The following is a 16,827-nucleotide window of genomic DNA, read 5'->3' as shown; positions in this document are numbered from 1 at the left end:
CCGCGGTGTACAGCGGTCGAGCATGCCGCGGTGTGCTGGGAACGCGGGCCGCATGAAGGTACTCATGGTCGGGGCCACCGGTGCCGACGCCGGGGCCGTACTGCCCGAGCTGGTCGAGCGCGGTGCGCACGTCCGCGCGCTCGTCCGCGACGAACGACGCGCGGAGGACGCCCTCGCGCGTGGGGCCGCCGAGACGGCGCTCGGTGACCTCAACGACCCCGCGAGCCTGCGCGCCGCCCTCGCCCTCACCGGTGACCGGCTCTCCTACGGCACCTTCGAGTTGTGCGCCCCCGGCATGGTCGACCGGGTCGAGATGGCGGCGATCGCGAGCGAGGAACCCGGGCGGCCCGTCCACGCGGAGGTGACCCCTCTGGAGGAGTGGGCGGCGCGGATGCCCGAGGGACCGGAGCGGGACGGGCTCGTACGGATGATGCGCCATTACGACACCCATGGCTTCCCCGGCGGGAACTCGCTGGTCCTCTCCGCGGTCCTCGGGCGCGAACCGCGCACCCTGCGGGGCTGCTTCCGCGAGCTGGCTCAGGCCAGCTGAGGCGGCAGCGGGGCCGTGTGGGTCACGATCAGGCCGGAGACGGCTCGGGTGAGGGCGACGTAGAGGCGGCGCAGGCCGGTGCGTTCGTCGGGTTCGCCGTCCACGACCGCCTGCGGCTCGTCCAGTACCACGTAGTCGTACTCCAGGCCCTTCGCGAGTGACGCCGGGACCAGGGTGAGACGGGTCTGTTCCGTCGTCTCCTCGCCGGGGGCCAGGTGGCCGATCCCCGCCGCTGCCAGCGCCTCCGCGAGCGCCGGGATCCGGGCGTCCGCCGCGATCAGACCGGTCGAACCCTCGTTGCGCAGCAACTCCGCGCAGGCCGCGACGACGTCCGCGGAGCCGGCACTCGTACGCACCGCGAAGAAGCCGGGGTTCTCACGGACCGACGCCACCGGGGTCAGGCCGGGGGCGATGTGCGGGAGGAGCCGGGAGGCGTAGGTGATGACGTCCGTCGGGACGCGGAAACCCGCGGTCAGTTCCTCGATCACACCGTCCGACTTGCCGAGGTGGGCCAGGGCCTCGTCCCAACTCCGTGTCGCCCAGGGAGTAGTGCCCTGCGCCAGGTCGCCGAGGACGGTCGCCGAGCCGGTGGTGCAGCGGCGGCCGACCGCGCGGTACTGCATGGGGGACAGGTCCTGCGCCTCGTCCAGGACCACATGGCCGAGCGAGTGCGTCCGCTGGACGAGATCCGTCGTCTCGTCGATCAGCACGGCGTCCGCGGGCGACCACTTGGCCGACTTGACGCTGCGCACCGCCTTCGCCCACACGATCGTCTTCTGCTCGTCAGCGGTGAGGATCCCGTCCGCGTGTACGGCGAGAAAGTCCGCGTCCGTGAGCAGGCGCAGCACGAGTTTCGCCGGGTCGACCGGCGGCCAGACCTGTTTGACGGCCGCCTTCACCGCCGCGTTGCGGGCCACCGAGTCCTGCACCCGGTCGTCGGGGGCCTCACCGGAGCGTTCCATCTGGACCAGCACGGCGTGTGCGATGCGCTGCGGCAGGGCCTCGCGCGCGGCGCCGTACCGGATGCCACGGTCCAGCAACTCCCGGACGATGCCCTCCAGTTCGTACGCCGGGACGCGCCAGCGCCGGGAGCCGCGTACCACCACGACCGGTTCGCCGGGCATCGTGACGTGCGCGTAGACGGCCCTGCGCAGCACCTCCGCCATCCGGGCGTCGCCCTTGATGACGGCGGCGGGCGCGGTGTCGGTGCCGCTTACGTCGACGCCGTTCGCCACCAGGTCGTCGACCGTCGCCTGCTGCACCGTCAGCTCGCCCAGTGCGGGCAGCACCTGCTCGATGTAGTGGAGGAAGGACCGGTTCGGGCCGATGACCAGGGTGCCGGTGCGGGCCAGCCGCTCGCGGTGGGCGTAGAGGAGATACGCGACCCGGTGCAGGCCGACGGCGGTCTTTCCGGTCCCCGGACCGCCCTGCACGCACACCGTCCCGCCCAGCCCGCTGCGCACGATCTCGTCCTGCTCGGGCTGGATGGTCGCCACGATGTCGCGCATCGGGCCGACACGCGGACGCTCGATCTCCTGCTGGAGCAGCTTGCTGGTCCGGGCCGCCTCGGCCGGGTCGGACAGGTGCTCGTCCTCGTACGCCGTGATGTCGCCGCGGGTGTACCCGAAGCGGCGGCGCAGCGCCACGTCCATCGGGTCCTTCTTGGACGCCCGGTAGAACGGCTGCGAGACCGGCGCCCGCCAGTCGATGACCATCGGGTCGCCGTCGTGGTCGTGGACGTGCCGGCGCCCGATGTAGAAGCGCTCCCCGTACGCGCCCTCGGCCTGGTCGGCGCCGGGGGCGTGCAGGTAGTCGAGGCGGCCGAAGAACAGCGGGGTGTCGCTGAGGTCGGCCAGCGCCTTGATGCGCTCGTCGATCTGGCGGGCGAGAACCTCGGCGTTGACCCAGTTCGCGGTCACGTCGCTGATGTCCAGCGACTCGACGTCCTCGCGCATGGCACGGAGCGCGGCACGGGATCCTGCGAGGTGGGCGCGCTCGCGCGAGAGGGGGTCGGAGAGCGGGGCGTCGAGCGGCTCGTGGGCGGGCGTGGACAAGGGGATGCCTCCGAAGGCCTGCGAGTGGATGGCGCTCAGGTGTGGATGGCGCACAGGTGGCGGTCAGCCGACCGGTTTCCGTCCGGCCGACGGCACTCCGGGGAAGGAGGCGGGCAAGAGCGGAGAGTCTAGTGAGACGGGGGCGGAAGAGGCCAATGGATTTCCGGCGCGGGGGGCGGAGAAGGGGACGGGGACCGCGCGCACGGCCTGAGTGCGCCGACGGGGGTGCCGCTTTGTGTGGTTGGCGGCTGCGGGTGCGTTGTGGCTTGTCGCGCAGTTCCCCGCGCCCCTGAAGGGCGCACTGCTCTGGCGCTCCTTTTAGGGGCGCGGGGAACTGCGCGATCAGCCCCCACGGCGCCGCAGTGACTCGACGGCACAAAGCGGCCACCCTCTTCGCCGTCCCCGGGCGGGCGGGGTGTCCTGCGAGGTGGACGCGGCGCTGGGCCGGGGGCGTGGCGCGCTCGGCAGGGTGGGCGTGGCGTGGTGAGCCCGGGTGGGTACGGCGCGCTGAGCTGGGCGGATGGCGTCGTGCCCCCAGGGCAGGGGGTTCGGTCTCCTAGGGGGTGTGTCACTCGTGGGGTGGGGATGAGGTGGGGGGTGGGGTCCATCGGCGGGTGGACTGGCGGGAGCGGAAAATTGGACCCGTGGACCGATGCCGTACTTGGGTCCGAAGTTCCACCATTGAGGCATGAGCGCAGCAACCATCAACCCGACCCCCAGCCGTCCACCGGGCGCCACGGCCCTGGACGGAGTCCCGCATCCCCACCACCGTCTGGGCGACGCCCTGCGTGCCGTCAAGGTCTTCGTCAGCGCGGCGTTCAGCGTCGTCATACTCGGCGAGTACGGCGAGGAAGCGGGCATACGCCGCAGGTGACGTCATAGGGTCACCTCCGTGCCGAACCGGACGGTGACGTCATGCCCCCTGCCCTCCCTCACCCTCCCTCTCGCCCTCTCCCTCCTGGCAGTCTCCCTTTCCTCCTTCGCCGCCCTCTGCGTCCTGCTGCACGCCCCGATGGCCGATCTGCTGGTCTACCGGGCCGAGGGCGAGGCCGTGGTCCACGGCGGTGACCTGTACGGCTTCACGGTCACCGAGTGGCGGCTGCCGGCGACGTATCCGCCCTTCGCGGCGGTCCTGTTCGTCCCGACGACCTGGATCCCCGTCCCGGCCCTGAAGATGGCCTTCCTCGCGGGCAACGCGCTCCTGCTCGCCTGGCTCGTCGCCCTCTCCGCCCGTCTGGCCGGCCGCACGGCGCCCCTCCCGCTGCTGTGCACGGCCACCGCGCTCGCCCTCTGGCTGGAGCCGGTCTTCCAGACTCTCCTGTTCGGCCAGATCAACCTCGCGATCGCCTGCCTGGTCCTCTGGGACCTCACCCGCCCGCCCGGCGCCCGCGCCAAGGGCCTGGCCCTCGGCATCGCGGCGGGCGTCAAACTCACCCCGGCGATCTTCATCGCCTACCTGTTCCTCACCGCACGCAGAAAGGAGGCAAGCGTTGCGACGGCGTCCTTCGCCGGTACGGCAGTGCTCGGCGCCCTGTTCCTCCCCGCGGCGACCGTGGACTTCTGGACGCGGCGCCTGTTCGAGACCGGCCGGGTCGGCAAGGCCTGGATCGTCGACAACCAGTCCCTCCAAGGCCTGATCGCGAGGGTGGCGGGCACGGAGGCACCGGGCCTGGCCTGGGCCCTCCCGGCGACCGCCCTGGCGGCGACGGGCCTATGGCTGGCGACCCGCGCCCACCGCGAACACCGCACCCACGGCGACCGCTGGGGCATCCTGCTCACCGCGTTCACGGCGCTGCTGGTCAGCCCGATCAGCTGGTCCCACCACTGGGTGTGGTGCGTCCCGCTGCTGGCGGTACTCCTGACAGAAGCCCGAACGGCCCTCGCGCTCACCACGGCCGCGCTCTTCACCGCCCGCACCATGTGGCTGCTGCCGCACGAGGGCGACCGGGACCTGCACCTCCCGTGGTGGCAGCAGGCGTTCGCGGCGCCGTACCCGCTCCTGGGGCTGGCGCTGCTGGCGGTCGCGGCCGTCGCCGTACGACGGCACAGCCGCACCCTGCCGGTTCCTCAGCCTTCCGTGCCTTCCGCACCCTCCGCGAGGAGCTCGTCCGCATCCATGATCCGGTAGGCGTAGCCCTGCTCCGCCAGGAACCGCTGCCGGTGGGCGGCGAAGTCCTGGTCGATCGTGTCGCGGGCGACGACGGAATAGAAGTGGGCCTGGTGGCCGTCGGCCTTGGGGCGGAGCACCCGGCCGAGACGCTGGGCCTCCTCCTGGCGGGAACCGAAGGTGCCCGACACCTGGATGGCGACCGTCGCCTCCGGGAGGTCGATGGAGAAGTTGGCGACCTTCGACACCACCAGCACGCTGATCTCGCCCTCGCGGAAGGCGTCGAAGAGCTTCTCGCGCTGGGCGTTGGAGGTCTCGCCCTTGATGACAGGGGCGTTCAAGTGCTCGCCCAGCTCGTCGAGTTGGTCGATGTACTGGCCGATGACCAGGATCTGCTGCCCCGCGAAGCGCCGCACGATCGCCTCCGTGACCTTCCGCTTGGTCGCGGTGGTCGCACAGAAGCGGTACTTCTCCTCGGTCTCGGCGGTGGCGTACGCGAGCCGCTCCGAGTCCGTGAGGTTCACCCGCACCTCGACACAGTCGGCGGGCGCGATATAGCCCTGCGCCTCGATCTCCTTCCACGGAGCGTCGAAGCGCTTGGGCCCGATGAGAGAGAACACGTCCGATTCCCGGCCGTCCTCACGCACGAGAGTGGCCGTCAGCCCCAGCCGCCGGCGCGCCTGCAGGTCGGCGGTGAACTTGAAGACAGGAGCCGGCAGCAGATGGACCTCGTCGTAGACGATCAGACCCCAGTCGCGGGAGTCGAAGAGTTCGAGGTGCGGGTAGACGCCCTTCCGCTTCGTCGTGAGCACCTGGTACGTGGCGATCGTGACGGGCCGGATCTCCTTCCGCGTCCCGCTGTACTCCCCGATCTCGTCCTCGGTCAGACTCGTCCGCTTCACCAGCTCGTGCTTCCACTGCCGGGCGGAGACGGTGTTGGTGACGAGGATCAGGGTCGTCGACTTGGCCTGTGCCATGGACCCGGCACCGACCAGCGTCTTGCCCGCCCCACACGGCAGGACGACGACACCGCTCCCGCCGTGCCAGAAGTTCTCCACGGCCTGCTTCTGGTACGGCCGCAGCGCCCAGCCGTCCTCGGCGAGCTCGATCGGGTGGGCCTCGCCGTCCACGTATCCGGCGAGGTCCTCGGCGGGCCAGCCCAGCTTCAGGAGCGTCTGCTTGATCTGCCCGCGCTCGGAGGGGTGCACGGCCACGGTGTCGGGGTCGATACGGGCGCCGATCAGCGGGATGATCCGCTTGGAGCGCAGGATCTCCTCCAGGACCGGCCGGTCGGTGGTGGTGAGCACCAGCCCGTGCGCCGGATGCTTGGAGAGCGTCAGCCGGCCGTAGCGGTCCATCGTCTCGGCGATGTCGACCAGCAGCGCGTGCGGCACCGGGTAGCGGCTGTACTCCACCAGCGCGTCCACGACCTGCTCGGCGTCGTGCCCGGCCGCCCGCGCGTTCCACAGCCCCAGCGGGGTCACCCGGTAGGTGTGGATGTGCTCCGGCGCCCGCTCCAGCTCGGCGAAGGGCGCGATCGCCCGACGGCAGTCGTCCGCCCGCTCATGGTCGACTTCCAGGAGCAGCGTCTTGTCGGACTGGACGATTAGGCAGGACACACATACCTCCGGAGATTAGGTCGTCTCATGACAGAAACAACGTCTGTCACAGCACGGGCTATGCCCCGTGCCCGACGCCGGAAGGGCGTCCCGGCCAGCGCGCCGGGGATGCGCGCCGCTATCTATGTTCGCCTATCGCGCGAGACCGACGAGACGACTTCGCCCGAACGCCAGCGCGCGGCCTGTGAGGCGTTGTGCGAGGCACGCGGCTGGGAGGTCATAGCCGCCGAGGAAGACATCGATGTCTCGGGCTTCTCGCGCGGGCTCGACCGGCCGGGACTGCAACGCATCCTGACCAGGCTCGCCGAGCTGGACGTGATCGTGTTCTTCAAGATCGACCGGCTCGCGCGCTCGACGGTCGACTTCGCGGAGATCATGCGACTCGCCGAGCACCAGGGCGTTGCGCTCGCGTCGGCGACGGAGCCGCTCGACCTCACGTCGTCCATGGGCCGGGCCATGGCGAAGGTGATCGCCGTCTTCGCGGAGCTGGAGTCCGACACCATCGGCATGCGGGTGTCCAGCGCGCACGAGCACCTGCGCCGCGAGGGTCGCTACACCGGAGGCCGGGTCCCGTACGGGTACATGGTCGTCCCCAACCCCAACGGGGCGGGCAAGGTTCTCGCGGTCAACGAGGACGAGGCCAAGACGATCAGGAAGATCGTGGAGCGGGTCCTGACCAAGGACTCGCTCATGCAGATCATCAACGGCCTGAACAAGGAAGGTGTTCCTTCCCCTGGCCACACCTCACGCCAGACGACGGGCAAGCGCAGCGACTCCAAGCAGTGGTACACGACGACGTTGCGCAGCCTGCTGGGCAATCCCCAGTTGCTCGGCCAGGTCGTCGAGGACGGAAAGCCGATCCTGCGGACGGACGGTCTGCCCCTGGTCAACCGCCCGCCGATCCTCGACACGGACACCTGGCAGGCGCTTCAGGACGAGCTGGAGCGCCGGGCCAATCCCGGGGAGAAGCGCCGGGAAGGGACATCGCTGCTGCGCGGCATCCTGCACTGCGCAGTCTGCGGTGAGCGCATGTACACCTTCAGCGGGCGCAACGGCCAGCTCCGGTACAGGTGCATCGGCCCCCTGAAGTACCGCCAGCGGGCGGCCAAGGGGGAGGAGAAGCCGGGGGAGAAGTGCTACGGGCCGACCGTGGCGGGGGTGACAACCGAGGAGTACGTCACCGAGCAGTTCCTTGCGAAGTACGGGCACCTTCCCGTGATGCGGATGGTCCAGGAGGTGGGCGAGGACTTCCGACCGCAGATCAGGCAGGCCGAGGAAGCCTTGGCCGACTTGCAGAAGGACCGCTACGACCGGGGCCTGTTCAGGGGCGAAGATGGCGCGAGCCGGTACGCAGAGCAGTACGCCAAGCTGGAGGACCGCCTGGCGTCCCTGAAGGAGAAGCAGCGTACGGCGAAGCCCGGCGGTGTGAAGGCGGAGCCGACCGGAGAGACGCACGCTGAGCAGTGGAAGCGCTCGGACGTGGCCGGTAAGCGGGATCTGTTGCTGAACGCGGGCGGCTACGTGGAGGTGGCTCCCGCGCGGCGCGGTGGGAAGAAGCTGGACACGTCGCGTCTGTCGGTGCACTTCGGCGAGGAGGGGCACATGCGGCGGGCGGCAGCGGCGGTGAAGGAGAGCGGCCAGGAGACCGAGGCGGCCGACAGCCAGGGCTGACGCCGACGTCACCGGACGCGCACATCGCCCGCGAGACGGGCCTGCCCTGCACCTGGACACCGTGCGGACCTGGCGCAACCGCTTCGGCGACGGCCGGCTGCCAGCCCTGGCCGACCGCAGGCGCTCGGGGCGCCCGGCCCGTTCACCCCCGGTCAGGTCGCCGAGGCCAAGGCCCTGCCCGAGCGATCACGTGCGCCGCTCGACAGAACGTGCCTTCCGAGGGCGAGCGAGCGCCCGGTGCAACCTTGAGTCCGTTTCGGGAGTCATGTCCGGGGGGAGCCGCGCAGCGCGCGTGGCGGCTCGGTGAGGAGGGGTGGGGTGACGTCCGTACGTATCTGGGGGCCAGGCGCCGGGGCGGTGGCGGTGCTGGTGGTGACGGCGGTGTGGGCGCACGGGTCGGCCGGTGTGGACGCCGGTCTGTGGGCCGAGGTGCGGCCCGCGATAGAGGCCCGGCTCGTGGCGCAGTCCGCCGGCACCGGTGCCGGGGAGAGCGAGGCCGCTCTCAGGTCGCGGTGGTTCTGCCGGGCGGAGGCGCTGGACCTGGCGGAGAGCGGGGGCCAGGTGCGGGCCGGGGTCAACACCCTGTGTCTGGAGCTCGGCGAGCGTGCCGGCGCTCTGGTGGAGTGCGGTGGCGCGCAGATACCGCAGGTGGTCCGGCTGGAGCGGGACTCGGCGCACGGCGGCTACGGCGTTGTCTCCGAGGAGGAGCCCCCGGACGGCGAGGGCTACGGCGAGTGGACGGCGAGCCACTTCAGCGCCTCCGCCGAGTCCCGCCTTGACGAGGAGATGGAGTCCACCGGGCTGGAGACCCTGGCCCGCGCCCACTTCGCCCTGCCTGCGGACGCACCGGTCCGGGACTGCTAGCCGGACGGTTCGATCAGTGGGCCGGCTCGATCTCCCCCGCGAAGACGATGACCTGGTCGATGAGGCTCCGCCGCAGATGGACGACGTCCGTCCCCGCCAGGCGGGGGCCTCCGTCCGGCGTGGTGAAGACCCACTGGTACCGGGCCCACTCGTCAGGCATGTCCACCGCCGAGCAGCGCACCATCGTGCCGGTCCCCGCCGGGTGGCGCCGGATGTCCAGCACGAACCGCTCGACTGCCTCGATGCCCTCGCTGCGGCCCAGCGGCCCCCAGAAGACCACGTCCGAGGTCAGGGCCTGGGAGAGCAGCGCGGTCACATAGCTGTCGTCCGAGGCGTTGAACGCGGAGATGAACGTGTCGATCGCGGATCGTGCGGTCTCTTCCTGCATGCACGAGTAATACCAGCCACTTCGCTACTCCGCCGCGAGTTCCGCCACCCCCGTCACCCGGTGCAGGGGGTAGGTGCGTACCTCGTCGGCGGTGTGGTCGTACGCCGTGACGAAGCCGCCCTCGACGCGGATCGGGGCGATGACGCGCTGGCTGGCGGTGCCCTCGGCGTTGACGTAGCCGATCCAGAGGGTGTCGCCGGTGAGGACGGCGGCCTGCATGGTGGCGAGGGTCTCGGCGGCGGTGGTGCGCGGGAGTTCGCCGCCCTGGACGGCGGTGCCGGTGGGCTTGCGCGGGGTGGTGGCGGCCAGGTCGCCGGCGCGGATCGCACGGATCGCGGCGGCGAGGAGGGTGCCGTCCGGCGGTGGCGGGCCGTCCGGGACCGGCTCGGGGGCGGTGCGGTGCGGGGTGCGGTGGGCGTGGGCGCGGGTGATCAGGACGTCGCCCTCGGCGGACTCGGCGGCGGGCGCGTAGCCCATCGCGCGCAGGCCTTCCAGCAGGGCGGCGGGGTCGGCCTGGGTGGAGAGGACGGTCGGGGCCAGGCGGCGCAGGCGCAGGGCGGCGGCCCGCTTGTCGGCCATGATCTCGTTCAGGACGGTGTCGTCGTCGCAGCGGACGTACGCCGAGGCCGCCCCCACCCGCAGATGGCCGTGCCTGCGGGCCACGTCGTCGATGAGGTACGCGAGCGGCTGCGGGACCGGTGTGCGGGAGTGGGTGGTGAGGAAGGCGTGCAGGTCGGTGGCGGTGCGGCCGGCGTCCAGGGCGCGGCGGACCGAGGCGGGCGTGAAGCGGTAGACGGTGGCGCCGCCCTTCGACTCGACGTCGGCCAGTACGCCCAGCGTGTCGGCGAGCGGGCGTTGCAGCGGGCCGGGGGCGACCGCCGTCAGGTCGGCCTGGAGCAGGACGTGGTCGAGGGGCTCCGGCAGGAGCGGGGCGAGGAGACGGCCGGCGGCCGCGGCGGCGACGGCCTGCTCGGGCGGGGAGAGGGGTTCGAGGGCGGCGGCGGGACGGTGATGGTGCACGGGGAGCTTGTCACCGGGGCCGGCGGGCCGTTCAGCGGCCCGTTCAGCGGCCTTCTCCACGGTCGGCGCGCCGAGGAGGGCCCTGCCGTGCGCGGACAGCGCCCCGCGTCCCGTCACGCCGAGCAGCTCGGCCTCCGAGAGGGTCCAGCGGGCCAGGCGGCCGCGCAGATCGTCGTCCCGTTGCTGCGGGCCGCGCAGCGGGCGTTCCCAGCGCAGCCGGGCCAGCACCGAGGCGGCGGCCGGGGCGGTGCCCTCCGGGAGCCCGGCCAGCAGGGCCAGCACCCGGTGCCGTACCTCGGGCGCCGCAGAGCGGTCGAGGCCGGGACCGAGCGCCGACAGGGCGCGGTCCTTGGCGTCCCGGCCGCCGACCAGGCCGGCGGCGCGGGTCGCGGTGAGCCAGGCCTGGGCGAGCTGGGCCCAGCGTTCGGCCGGAGGGCGGTCCAGCCACTCGTCGTAGACGGGGGTGGCCGCGTAGCGTTCGTCGGCCTCGCCGTCGGAGGCGAGCAGCCCGGCCGCGTACGCCAGCTCGACCCAGAAGGCGGCGACAGGCTCGGGCAGGTCCAGGGCCACGGCCGTCCGCTTCAGGTCCCGGACGCTGAGGCCGCCGGCCCGCATCACGGCGGGTCCGCCCTCGTCCCAGTCCTTCAGCAGCTCCTCGACGGTGGCGAGCGCGGTGTACGCCTGCCCGGCCGCCGTCGCGTCCACAACCTGTGGACGGTGCGTCGCCGTCGGCTCGACCGCGGGCGGCACCGGCTCCGGCTCGCGGTGTGCCCGGCCCTCCCGCAGGTGCAGGGCGACCTCGCGGGGGAGGACGACCGTGCCCGGCGCGGTCGGCAGCAGCAGGCCGCGGTCGAGGAGCCAGCGCAGATGGGCGGCCGGTTCCGGGGTGACCTGGCCGTACGGCGGCCCCCAGACCAGCCGGGAGAGGACCTCGACGGACTCGGCGGGCGCCGCGGCGAGCAGCTTCGCCATCTTCTTGCGGTGGCCGAACAGCTTGCCGAGCGCGTCCGCCGCGGACACCGAGTCATGCGTCGAGGGCAGCCCGGCGGTGGTGACGATCTCCTGGATCCGGCCCGGCGACATGCCCGAGGTGGCCTCCCGCACGGTCGGGCCAAGCCCGGTCGGCGAGGGGTACTGCGGGGACGGGGCGAGCACCTCGCGCGCGGTCCGCACCAGCCGCAGCCGGTCGTCGTCGCCCCACACCAGCGCCTGGTCGCGGAGTGTGTTGAGGGCGCGCGGCAGGGCGGCGGCGACCAGCGGGTCCCCGCCGTCGCCGGCCATCAGGCCCAGCAGTTCACCGTACGACGCCGGGTCGCCGGCCACGGCGAGGGCCTCCGCGGTCTGCAGGGCGAAGCGGTCCAGGCGTTCCAGGGCGCGCAGCACCGAGGCGCGGGTGCCGGCCCGGGTGGCCAGCTGGGTGAGGTCGGTGGGGACGGGGGTGACGAGGTCGGGGCGGGCGCGCAGCAGTACGGCCAGGGAGGCGTCGTCCCTGGCGCGAAGCGCCTCCGCGAGGGAACGCGGCGGGGTGGCCGGGTTGCTCATCCGACCCACGGTAGCGGGTGCGGGGCAGGGACCGGGATCACCTGTCCCGCGGCCTCTTCTGTGTACAGGGCAGCCACCGGGCGAACGGAGCGTTTCGTAGATGTCCCTCACATGAACTTCGGCAGGAGGAACACGGCAGTTCCGGCAACACTGGCCTCGCACTCGTCACCCTGGGCTCCCTGGCCACCGCGTGAAGTCAACTGTGGGACCGGTCACGGGGATTCGGGGGATGCGATCGTGAGAGCCTTCGGCGCCGAGCTCGATTTCAACAACGTCGTCGCGATCGTCAGTGTCGCGATCCCGGTGCTGGCGTTCTTCTGGGAGTTCGTCGTCATCCGCCGCAAGCGGCTCGGCTACCGCCTCCAGATGGACACCCTGGCCACGGACACCGCGCACGCGCCGAGCGCCGACGTGCTGGCACGGATGCGGGACGACGGCCACGAACTGGTGGAGCCGTCGTTCGTGCTGGTGCGGATCGAGAACGCCGGCTGGCGGGAGATCGTCCCCGGCGACTATCTGACCCCGCCCGACGACCACACCGGAATCCGGGTGATGTTCCGGGACCGCCGGGTCGTCGGCATGGCGGTCACCGAACTCAGCCAGCCCACGCTCCGCCACTTCTTCGTCACCACCCGCGACGGCAGGACCCAGGAGACCGACGGCTTCGGGAAGGACTGGGAGGACGGCGCCGGTGTCATCCGGCTGCCCAAGGTGACGCTGAACCCCGGCGCCCACTACAAGGTGCTCGCGGTGCTGGAGCGCCGGGGCGGGAGCCCGCACGCGCCCTTCCCGCAGCCGGAGTTCCAGGCCGCGGTCACCGGGGGCATGGACCACTCCTTCGCCTGGCTGCGCTGGCTGGCCCGGCTCAAGCTTGCCCACACCGAGAGCCACACCTTCGCCTCCGGGGCGGCGCTGGGCGGCATGGCCCTGCTGGCGGCGGCGGTCGTGCTACAGGCCGGCCTGACCCTGTTCTTCCCCGCCAGGCCCGCGCCGCTCGACTGCGTCGGCGGCACCCTGCACCTGTCGGGCTCGACCGCCTTCGAACCGGCGGTGACCGCGGCGGCGAAGGAGTACACCCGGCTGTGCTCGGCCAAGGGCGCCCACATCCCCGTCAGCGACGGCGGGTTCCGGGGCAGCGGGGCGGGACTCACCGCCCTGGAGAAGGCCGGCAAGGACGCCGGGATCTCCGGCGACGAAGGACTCGGCGACCACCTCGCCTTCACCGACGGCCCGGCCGGCAAGGGCCACCCCCAGGATCTGCCGCGACCGGTGGTCTACTCCCTGTTCACCCTCGTCGTGAACAAGGACGCGCACGTCAGCAACCTCTCCCTCCAGCAGATCCGCGACATCTACGCCAGGAAGATCACCAACTGGTCCGTGGTGGGCGGCGCCGACCTCCCCATCCACCTCATCAACCGCTACTCCGACTCCGGCACCCGCAACGCCCTCCAGGAACGCGTCCTCGCGGGCAAGCCCGTGCCCGGCGCCGCGAACGGCGACTGCGCGTCCCTGGACCCGGCCAAGCCCGGCGTCTGCGAGGTCGACAGCACCGACACCATGCTGGACACCGCGGCCGCCCAGCACGGCGCCCTCGGCTACAGCGAGGCGGCCGGCGTCACCTCCGCCGACCTGGTCAAGCTGAACATCGGCGACATGCCGCCCACCCTCGAAGGCGTCGAGCACGGCACCTATCCGTACTGGCAGACCGAGTACGCCTACACCTTCGGCGAACCGCCCGCCGGCTCCATCGCCGCGGCCTTCCTGCGCTACCTCACCGACCAGGGCGGCAAGGACATCCTGCGCGAGTACGGCAACCGCCCCTGCTCGGAGACGCGTTACCCGCTGGTGTGCCGGCCGACATGAGCGGTGGCCTGCGCTACCTTCGTCTGGACGGGGTATTCACCAACGCGCCGGCCCCGGAGGGGACTTCGTGGGTATCGAGAGCGACCAGGTCGTATACGAGTATCTGAGCCGTGTCGGGGACATCGCGCACCAGCGCCAGTTGTCGTCGGCCGACCGTATGCGGCTGGTGTCGGGGCTGCGCAACGAGATCGACCGGCACCGGGCCAAGGCGTCCGTCGACAGTCCCGCCGCCGTGCGGCGCATCCTGAACCGGCTGGGCACGCCCGACGAGGTCGTCGAGGCGGCGGGGGGTACGACGGACACCGCGCCGCCGCCACCGTCGGCGGCGGTTCCCGTCCAGCGGGAGGCCGGGGCGCCCTCCGGGAGCGAGGACCTGCGTCGCGTCGTACCGCGTCCGCGGCCCACCGAGCCGGAAGACGGCCCGATGCCCGCCGACTGGTGGCGGGTGGACAGCAGCCCGTTCGGGGACGGCGACGCCGTACCGGGGTTCGTGGGCGGTGTGGAGATCCCGGAGATGCTCAGGAAACCGCGGCTGCGGAAGGAGGAGCCGGAGGAGGAGGCCGTCGAGCCGGTCGTGGAGGCCGAGGAGCCCGTGCCGCCCGCTCCGCGCCGCCTTCGCCTCCGCGGCGTCCCTCGGCCCGCGACCGGCTGGAGCAACCCCCTGCTGCTGCTCGCCGCCGCCGCGCTTGTCGTGGGTGCCGTGCTCGGCAACTGGTTCGCGCTGCTCCTCGGCTGGCTCATCGCGTACGGCTCCCGGAGGCTCACTCCTGCGGAGACCAAGCTGGCGGTGATGTGGGTACCGGGGCTTTCGGTCGCGGCCGGGGTGGTGTGGCTGTGGGGCCGCAGCGTCGGCCGGTGGGGCGACCCGATCGCCCAGGGGCACATGAGCGATGCGCTGGGCGAGACCTGGCCGTGGGTGGTGCGGGGGGCGGCGGTGGCATCGGCCCTGTATCTGGTCTGGCGGTCGCAGAGAGCGCGGTAGGGGTGCCGCGGTCGGAGCCGCAAGTCGATACAGCCCCGCGCCCCTTCAGGGGGGACCGGCGGACCCGCCTTCTTGGGGGCGCGGGGAACTGCGCGAACGGCCCCTACCGGCTCGCAGTCGTCCGACGGCCCACGCCACCGGGGACCGGCGGACCCGCCTTCTTGGGGGCGCGGGGAACTGCGCGAACGGCCCCACCGGCTCGCAGTCGTTCGACGGCCCACGCCACCCCGGCACAATGGCCCACATGACTGACCGCGCCCTCACCGTGGGCTTCGACCTCGACATGACCCTCATCGACTCCCGGCCCGGGATCCACGCCTGCTACACGGCCCTGGCCGAGCGCACGGGGACCTACATCGACGCCGATCTGGCGGTCACCCGGCTGGGGCCGCCGCTCGCCGACGAGCTGATCCACTGGTTTCCGGCCGAGCGGATCGCGGAGATGAGTGATCTGTACCGGACCATGTATCCGGAGATCGCGATCGCCGCGACGCCGGCCATGCCCGGCGCGCGGGAGGCGATCGCCGCCGTGCGGGACGCCGGGGGCAAGGCCGTCGTGGTCACCGCCAAGTACGAGCCCAACGCGAAGCTGCACCTCGGCCACCTCGGCATAGTCCCCGACGCGGTCGTCGGCGACCTGTGGGCCGAGCAGAAGGCCGAGGCGCTGCGCGAGCACGGCGCCGGCGTGTACGTCGGCGACCACGTGGGAGACGTCCGCGGGGCCCGTAAGGCGGGAGCCCTGTCCGTGGCCGTGGCCACGGGGCCCTGCGATGCCGAGGAGCTGCGCGCGGCCGGCGCGGACGTGGTGCTCGGCGACCTCACCGAGCTGCCCGCCTGGCTGGCCGGCTACCGCGAGGACGCCTCCCTCGCCTGACGGCGCCCCGCCGCGATCGACTGGAGCACTCCGGCGCCCGCGACCAGGAAGCCGACGCCCATGAGCATGCTCAGCACGTACATGTACGTCGGAAAAGGCTTCGCACCGAGGAACAGCGGTATCACGGTGACGAGAGTGGCCACCGTACCGATGAAGAAGACCACGGCACCGGCGCGGATCAGTCGGTCACCGGGAGCGGCGGAATTCGCTTGGGTTTTGTCACGCACTCGACCAGGGTAGTTCCCTGCCCGAAGGAACAACCGGGCGACGTCTTGTCACGCGCCCGAAGACCATTAGCCTTGGTACCGGCGGGTCATGGTCGACCCGCCCGAGTGCTATCAAGAGCCGTTCCCGAGCTGTTGCATTCAGAAGTTTACCGAGCAGTTTCCGACGAGATACGAGGACGAGGACAGACGTGCCTACCGGCAAGGTCAAGTGGTTCAACAGTGAGAAGGGCTTCGGCTTTCTCTCCCGTGACGACGGCGGTGACGTCTTCGTCCATTCCTCGGTTCTCCCCGACGGGGTCGACGCACTCAAGCCCGGACAGCGCGTGGAGTTCGGCGTCGTCGCCGGTCAACGCGGTGACCAGGCACTGTCGGTGGTCCTGCTCGACCCCACCCCGTCGGTCGCCGCCGCCCAGCGCAAGAAGCCGGACGAGCTGGCCTCGATCGTGCAGGACCTGACGACCCTGCTCGAAAACATCACGCCGATGCTGGAGCGCGGCCGCTACCCCGAGAAGGCCGCCGGCGCGAAGATCGCCGGATTGCTGCGCGCGGTCGCCGACCAATTGGACGTGTAGGGCGCCGGGAAAGCCGAAGTGAGCGACATACGGACCGGGAGGCCGTCGCCCGAACTGCTGGAGCGGATTCGGCGGCAGCGGCGCCACACCCTGGAGCTGATCGTCGTCTGCGCCATCGGCCTCGTTCCGTGGACGATCCTGCTGGCGTTCACCCTGCCGTCCGGGTACGCGGTCCGCCAATGGCGGACCACCTGGGTCGGCTTCGACGTTCTGCTCGTGCTCGCGATGGCGGTCACCGCCCTGCTCGGGTGGCGTCGGCACCGGCCCGTCGCGGTGGCGGCCGTCGCCACGGGGGCGCTGCTGGTGTGCGACGCGTGGTTCGACGTGTCGCTCGCCCTCGGTACCCCGGACGTGTGGATGTCGGCCGGGCTGGCGGTCTGCGTCGAGCTGCCGCTGGCCGGCTTCCTCATCTGGAAGGTCCTGGGGATGCTGGCCCTGGCCGGGTGGCCGTGGGCCGACCGTCTCACCGACGGCGACGGGCCCGACCAGTAGAG

At 71.9% G+C, this 16,827-nt stretch carries 15 protein-coding genes; 10 read left to right on the top strand and 5 right to left on the bottom strand.

Features of this window, described 5'->3' with window-relative positions:
• Positions 1 to 52 precede the first annotated feature (52 nt).
• A complete protein-coding gene (locus tag ABTY98_RS26635; RefSeq protein ID WP_352223504.1) occupies positions 53 to 550 on the top strand; it encodes an NAD(P)H-binding protein in 498 nt (165 codons plus the stop codon).
• Here the strand turns inward: ABTY98_RS26635 and ABTY98_RS26630 are convergent.
• A complete protein-coding gene (locus ABTY98_RS26630) occupies positions 538 to 2,604 on the bottom strand; it encodes a HelD family protein (protein ID WP_352223503.1) in 2,067 nt (688 codons plus the stop codon). The genes ABTY98_RS26635 and ABTY98_RS26630 overlap by 13 nt on opposite strands.
• A 688-nt stretch (positions 2,605 to 3,292) precedes the next feature.
• On the opposite strand from ABTY98_RS26630, the gene ABTY98_RS26625 reads away from it, so the two are divergent.
• Both ABTY98_RS26625 and ABTY98_RS26620 read left to right on the top strand, forming a co-directional pair.
• Complete coding sequence (locus ABTY98_RS26625) at positions 3,293 to 3,478, top strand: hypothetical protein (RefSeq protein ID WP_352223502.1); 186 nt, start codon at positions 3,293 to 3,295, stop codon at positions 3,476 to 3,478.
• 138 nt (positions 3,479 to 3,616) lie between these two features.
• A complete protein-coding gene (locus ABTY98_RS26620) occupies positions 3,617 to 4,732 on the top strand; it encodes a glycosyltransferase 87 family protein (protein WP_352223589.1) in 1,116 nt (371 codons plus the stop codon).
• Here the strand turns inward: ABTY98_RS26620 and ABTY98_RS26615 are convergent.
• The gene (locus ABTY98_RS26615; protein ID WP_352223501.1) at positions 4,672 to 6,330 is read right to left on the bottom strand and encodes a DNA repair helicase XPB; all 1,659 of its coding nucleotides are present in this window, start codon (positions 6,328 to 6,330) and stop codon (positions 4,672 to 4,674) included. The two genes, ABTY98_RS26620 and ABTY98_RS26615, sit on opposite strands and share 61 nt — an antisense overlap.
• A gap of 108 nt (positions 6,331 to 6,438) precedes the next feature.
• On the opposite strand from ABTY98_RS26615, the gene ABTY98_RS26610 reads away from it, so the two are divergent.
• Positions 6,439 to 8,001 (top strand): recombinase family protein, encoded by a 1,563-nt coding sequence (locus tag ABTY98_RS26610; protein ID WP_352223500.1) that lies wholly within the window; start codon positions 6,439 to 6,441, stop codon positions 7,999 to 8,001.
• A 318-nt stretch (positions 8,002 to 8,319) separates the two neighbouring features.
• A complete protein-coding gene (locus ABTY98_RS26605; RefSeq protein ID WP_352223499.1) occupies positions 8,320 to 8,865 on the top strand; it encodes a hypothetical protein in 546 nt (181 codons plus the stop codon).
• A gap of 13 nt (positions 8,866 to 8,878) precedes the next feature.
• On the opposite strand, the gene ABTY98_RS26600 is transcribed toward ABTY98_RS26605, so the two are convergent.
• Both ABTY98_RS26600 and ABTY98_RS26595 read right to left on the bottom strand, forming a co-directional pair.
• Positions 8,879 to 9,253, bottom strand: coding sequence for a nuclear transport factor 2 family protein (locus ABTY98_RS26600; protein WP_352223498.1), 375 nt, complete (start codon positions 9,251 to 9,253; stop codon positions 8,879 to 8,881).
• Positions 9,254 to 9,277: 24 nt separating this feature from the next.
• The gene (locus tag ABTY98_RS26595; RefSeq protein ID WP_352223497.1) at positions 9,278 to 11,815 is read right to left on the bottom strand and encodes a helicase-associated domain-containing protein; all 2,538 of its coding nucleotides are present in this window, start codon (positions 11,813 to 11,815) and stop codon (positions 9,278 to 9,280) included.
• A gap of 237 nt (positions 11,816 to 12,052) precedes the next feature.
• Here ABTY98_RS26595 and ABTY98_RS26590 point away from each other — a divergent pair, with 237 nt between their 5' ends.
• The 3 genes from ABTY98_RS26590 (at position 12,053) to ABTY98_RS26580 (ending at position 15,534) form a co-directional block, all read left to right on the top strand.
• Positions 12,053 to 13,678, top strand: coding sequence for a PstS family phosphate ABC transporter substrate-binding protein (locus tag ABTY98_RS26590; protein WP_352223496.1), 1,626 nt, complete (start codon positions 12,053 to 12,055; stop codon positions 13,676 to 13,678).
• A gap of 67 nt (positions 13,679 to 13,745) precedes the next feature.
• On the top strand, positions 13,746 to 14,660 hold the full coding sequence (locus tag ABTY98_RS26585) for a hypothetical protein (protein WP_352223495.1): 915 nt from the start codon (positions 13,746 to 13,748) through the stop codon (positions 14,658 to 14,660).
• A 244-nt stretch (positions 14,661 to 14,904) separates the two neighbouring features.
• The gene (locus ABTY98_RS26580) at positions 14,905 to 15,534 is read left to right on the top strand and encodes an HAD family hydrolase (protein ID WP_352223494.1); all 630 of its coding nucleotides are present in this window, start codon (positions 14,905 to 14,907) and stop codon (positions 15,532 to 15,534) included.
• On the opposite strand, the gene ABTY98_RS26575 is transcribed toward ABTY98_RS26580, so the two are convergent.
• Positions 15,507 to 15,761, bottom strand: a complete 255-nt coding sequence (locus ABTY98_RS26575) for a hypothetical protein (protein ID WP_352223493.1) — start codon at positions 15,759 to 15,761, stop codon at positions 15,507 to 15,509. The two genes, ABTY98_RS26580 and ABTY98_RS26575, sit on opposite strands and share 28 nt — an antisense overlap.
• 188 nt (positions 15,762 to 15,949) lie before the next feature.
• Here ABTY98_RS26575 and ABTY98_RS26570 point away from each other — a divergent pair, with 188 nt between their 5' ends.
• A complete protein-coding gene (locus tag ABTY98_RS26570) occupies positions 15,950 to 16,333 on the top strand; it encodes a cold-shock protein (protein WP_352223492.1) in 384 nt (127 codons plus the stop codon).
• A gap of 18 nt (positions 16,334 to 16,351) precedes the next feature.
• Positions 16,352 to 16,825 carry a hypothetical protein gene (locus tag ABTY98_RS26565; protein WP_352223490.1) on the top strand — a complete coding sequence of 158 codons (474 nt, stop codon included), beginning with the start codon at positions 16,352 to 16,354 and terminating at the stop codon, positions 16,823 to 16,825.
• The last annotated feature ends 2 nt before the right edge of the window (positions 16,826 to 16,827 follow it).

The sequence above is a fragment of the Streptomyces sp. NPDC096040 genome (assembly GCF_040303265.1).
Lineage (GTDB): Bacteria > Actinomycetota > Actinomycetes > Streptomycetales > Streptomycetaceae > Streptomyces.
Note: the sequence above shows the minus strand (reverse complement) of the source record. Positions and strands in the feature narration are given on the sequence as shown.

Excerpts from the sequence above, each read along its gene's own strand:
- ABTY98_RS26635 (WP_352223504.1), top strand. The coding sequence starts at position 53 with ATGAAGGTACTCATGGTCGGGGCCACCGGTGCCGACGCCGGGGCCGTA.
- ABTY98_RS26625 (WP_352223502.1), top strand. The coding sequence starts at position 3,293 with ATGAGCGCAGCAACCATCAACCCGACCCCCAGCCGTCCACCGGGCGCC.
- ABTY98_RS26620 (WP_352223589.1), top strand. The coding sequence starts at position 3,617 with ATGGCCGATCTGCTGGTCTACCGGGCCGAGGGCGAGGCCGTGGTCCAC.
- ABTY98_RS26610 (WP_352223500.1), top strand. The coding sequence starts at position 6,439 with ATGCGCGCCGCTATCTATGTTCGCCTATCGCGCGAGACCGACGAGACG.
- ABTY98_RS26600 (WP_352223498.1), bottom strand. The coding sequence starts at position 9,253 with ATGCAGGAAGAGACCGCACGATCCGCGATCGACACGTTCATCTCCGCG.
- ABTY98_RS26595 (WP_352223497.1), bottom strand. The coding sequence starts at position 11,815 with ATGAGCAACCCGGCCACCCCGCCGCGTTCCCTCGCGGAGGCGCTTCGC.
- ABTY98_RS26580 (WP_352223494.1), top strand. The coding sequence starts at position 14,905 with ATGACTGACCGCGCCCTCACCGTGGGCTTCGACCTCGACATGACCCTC.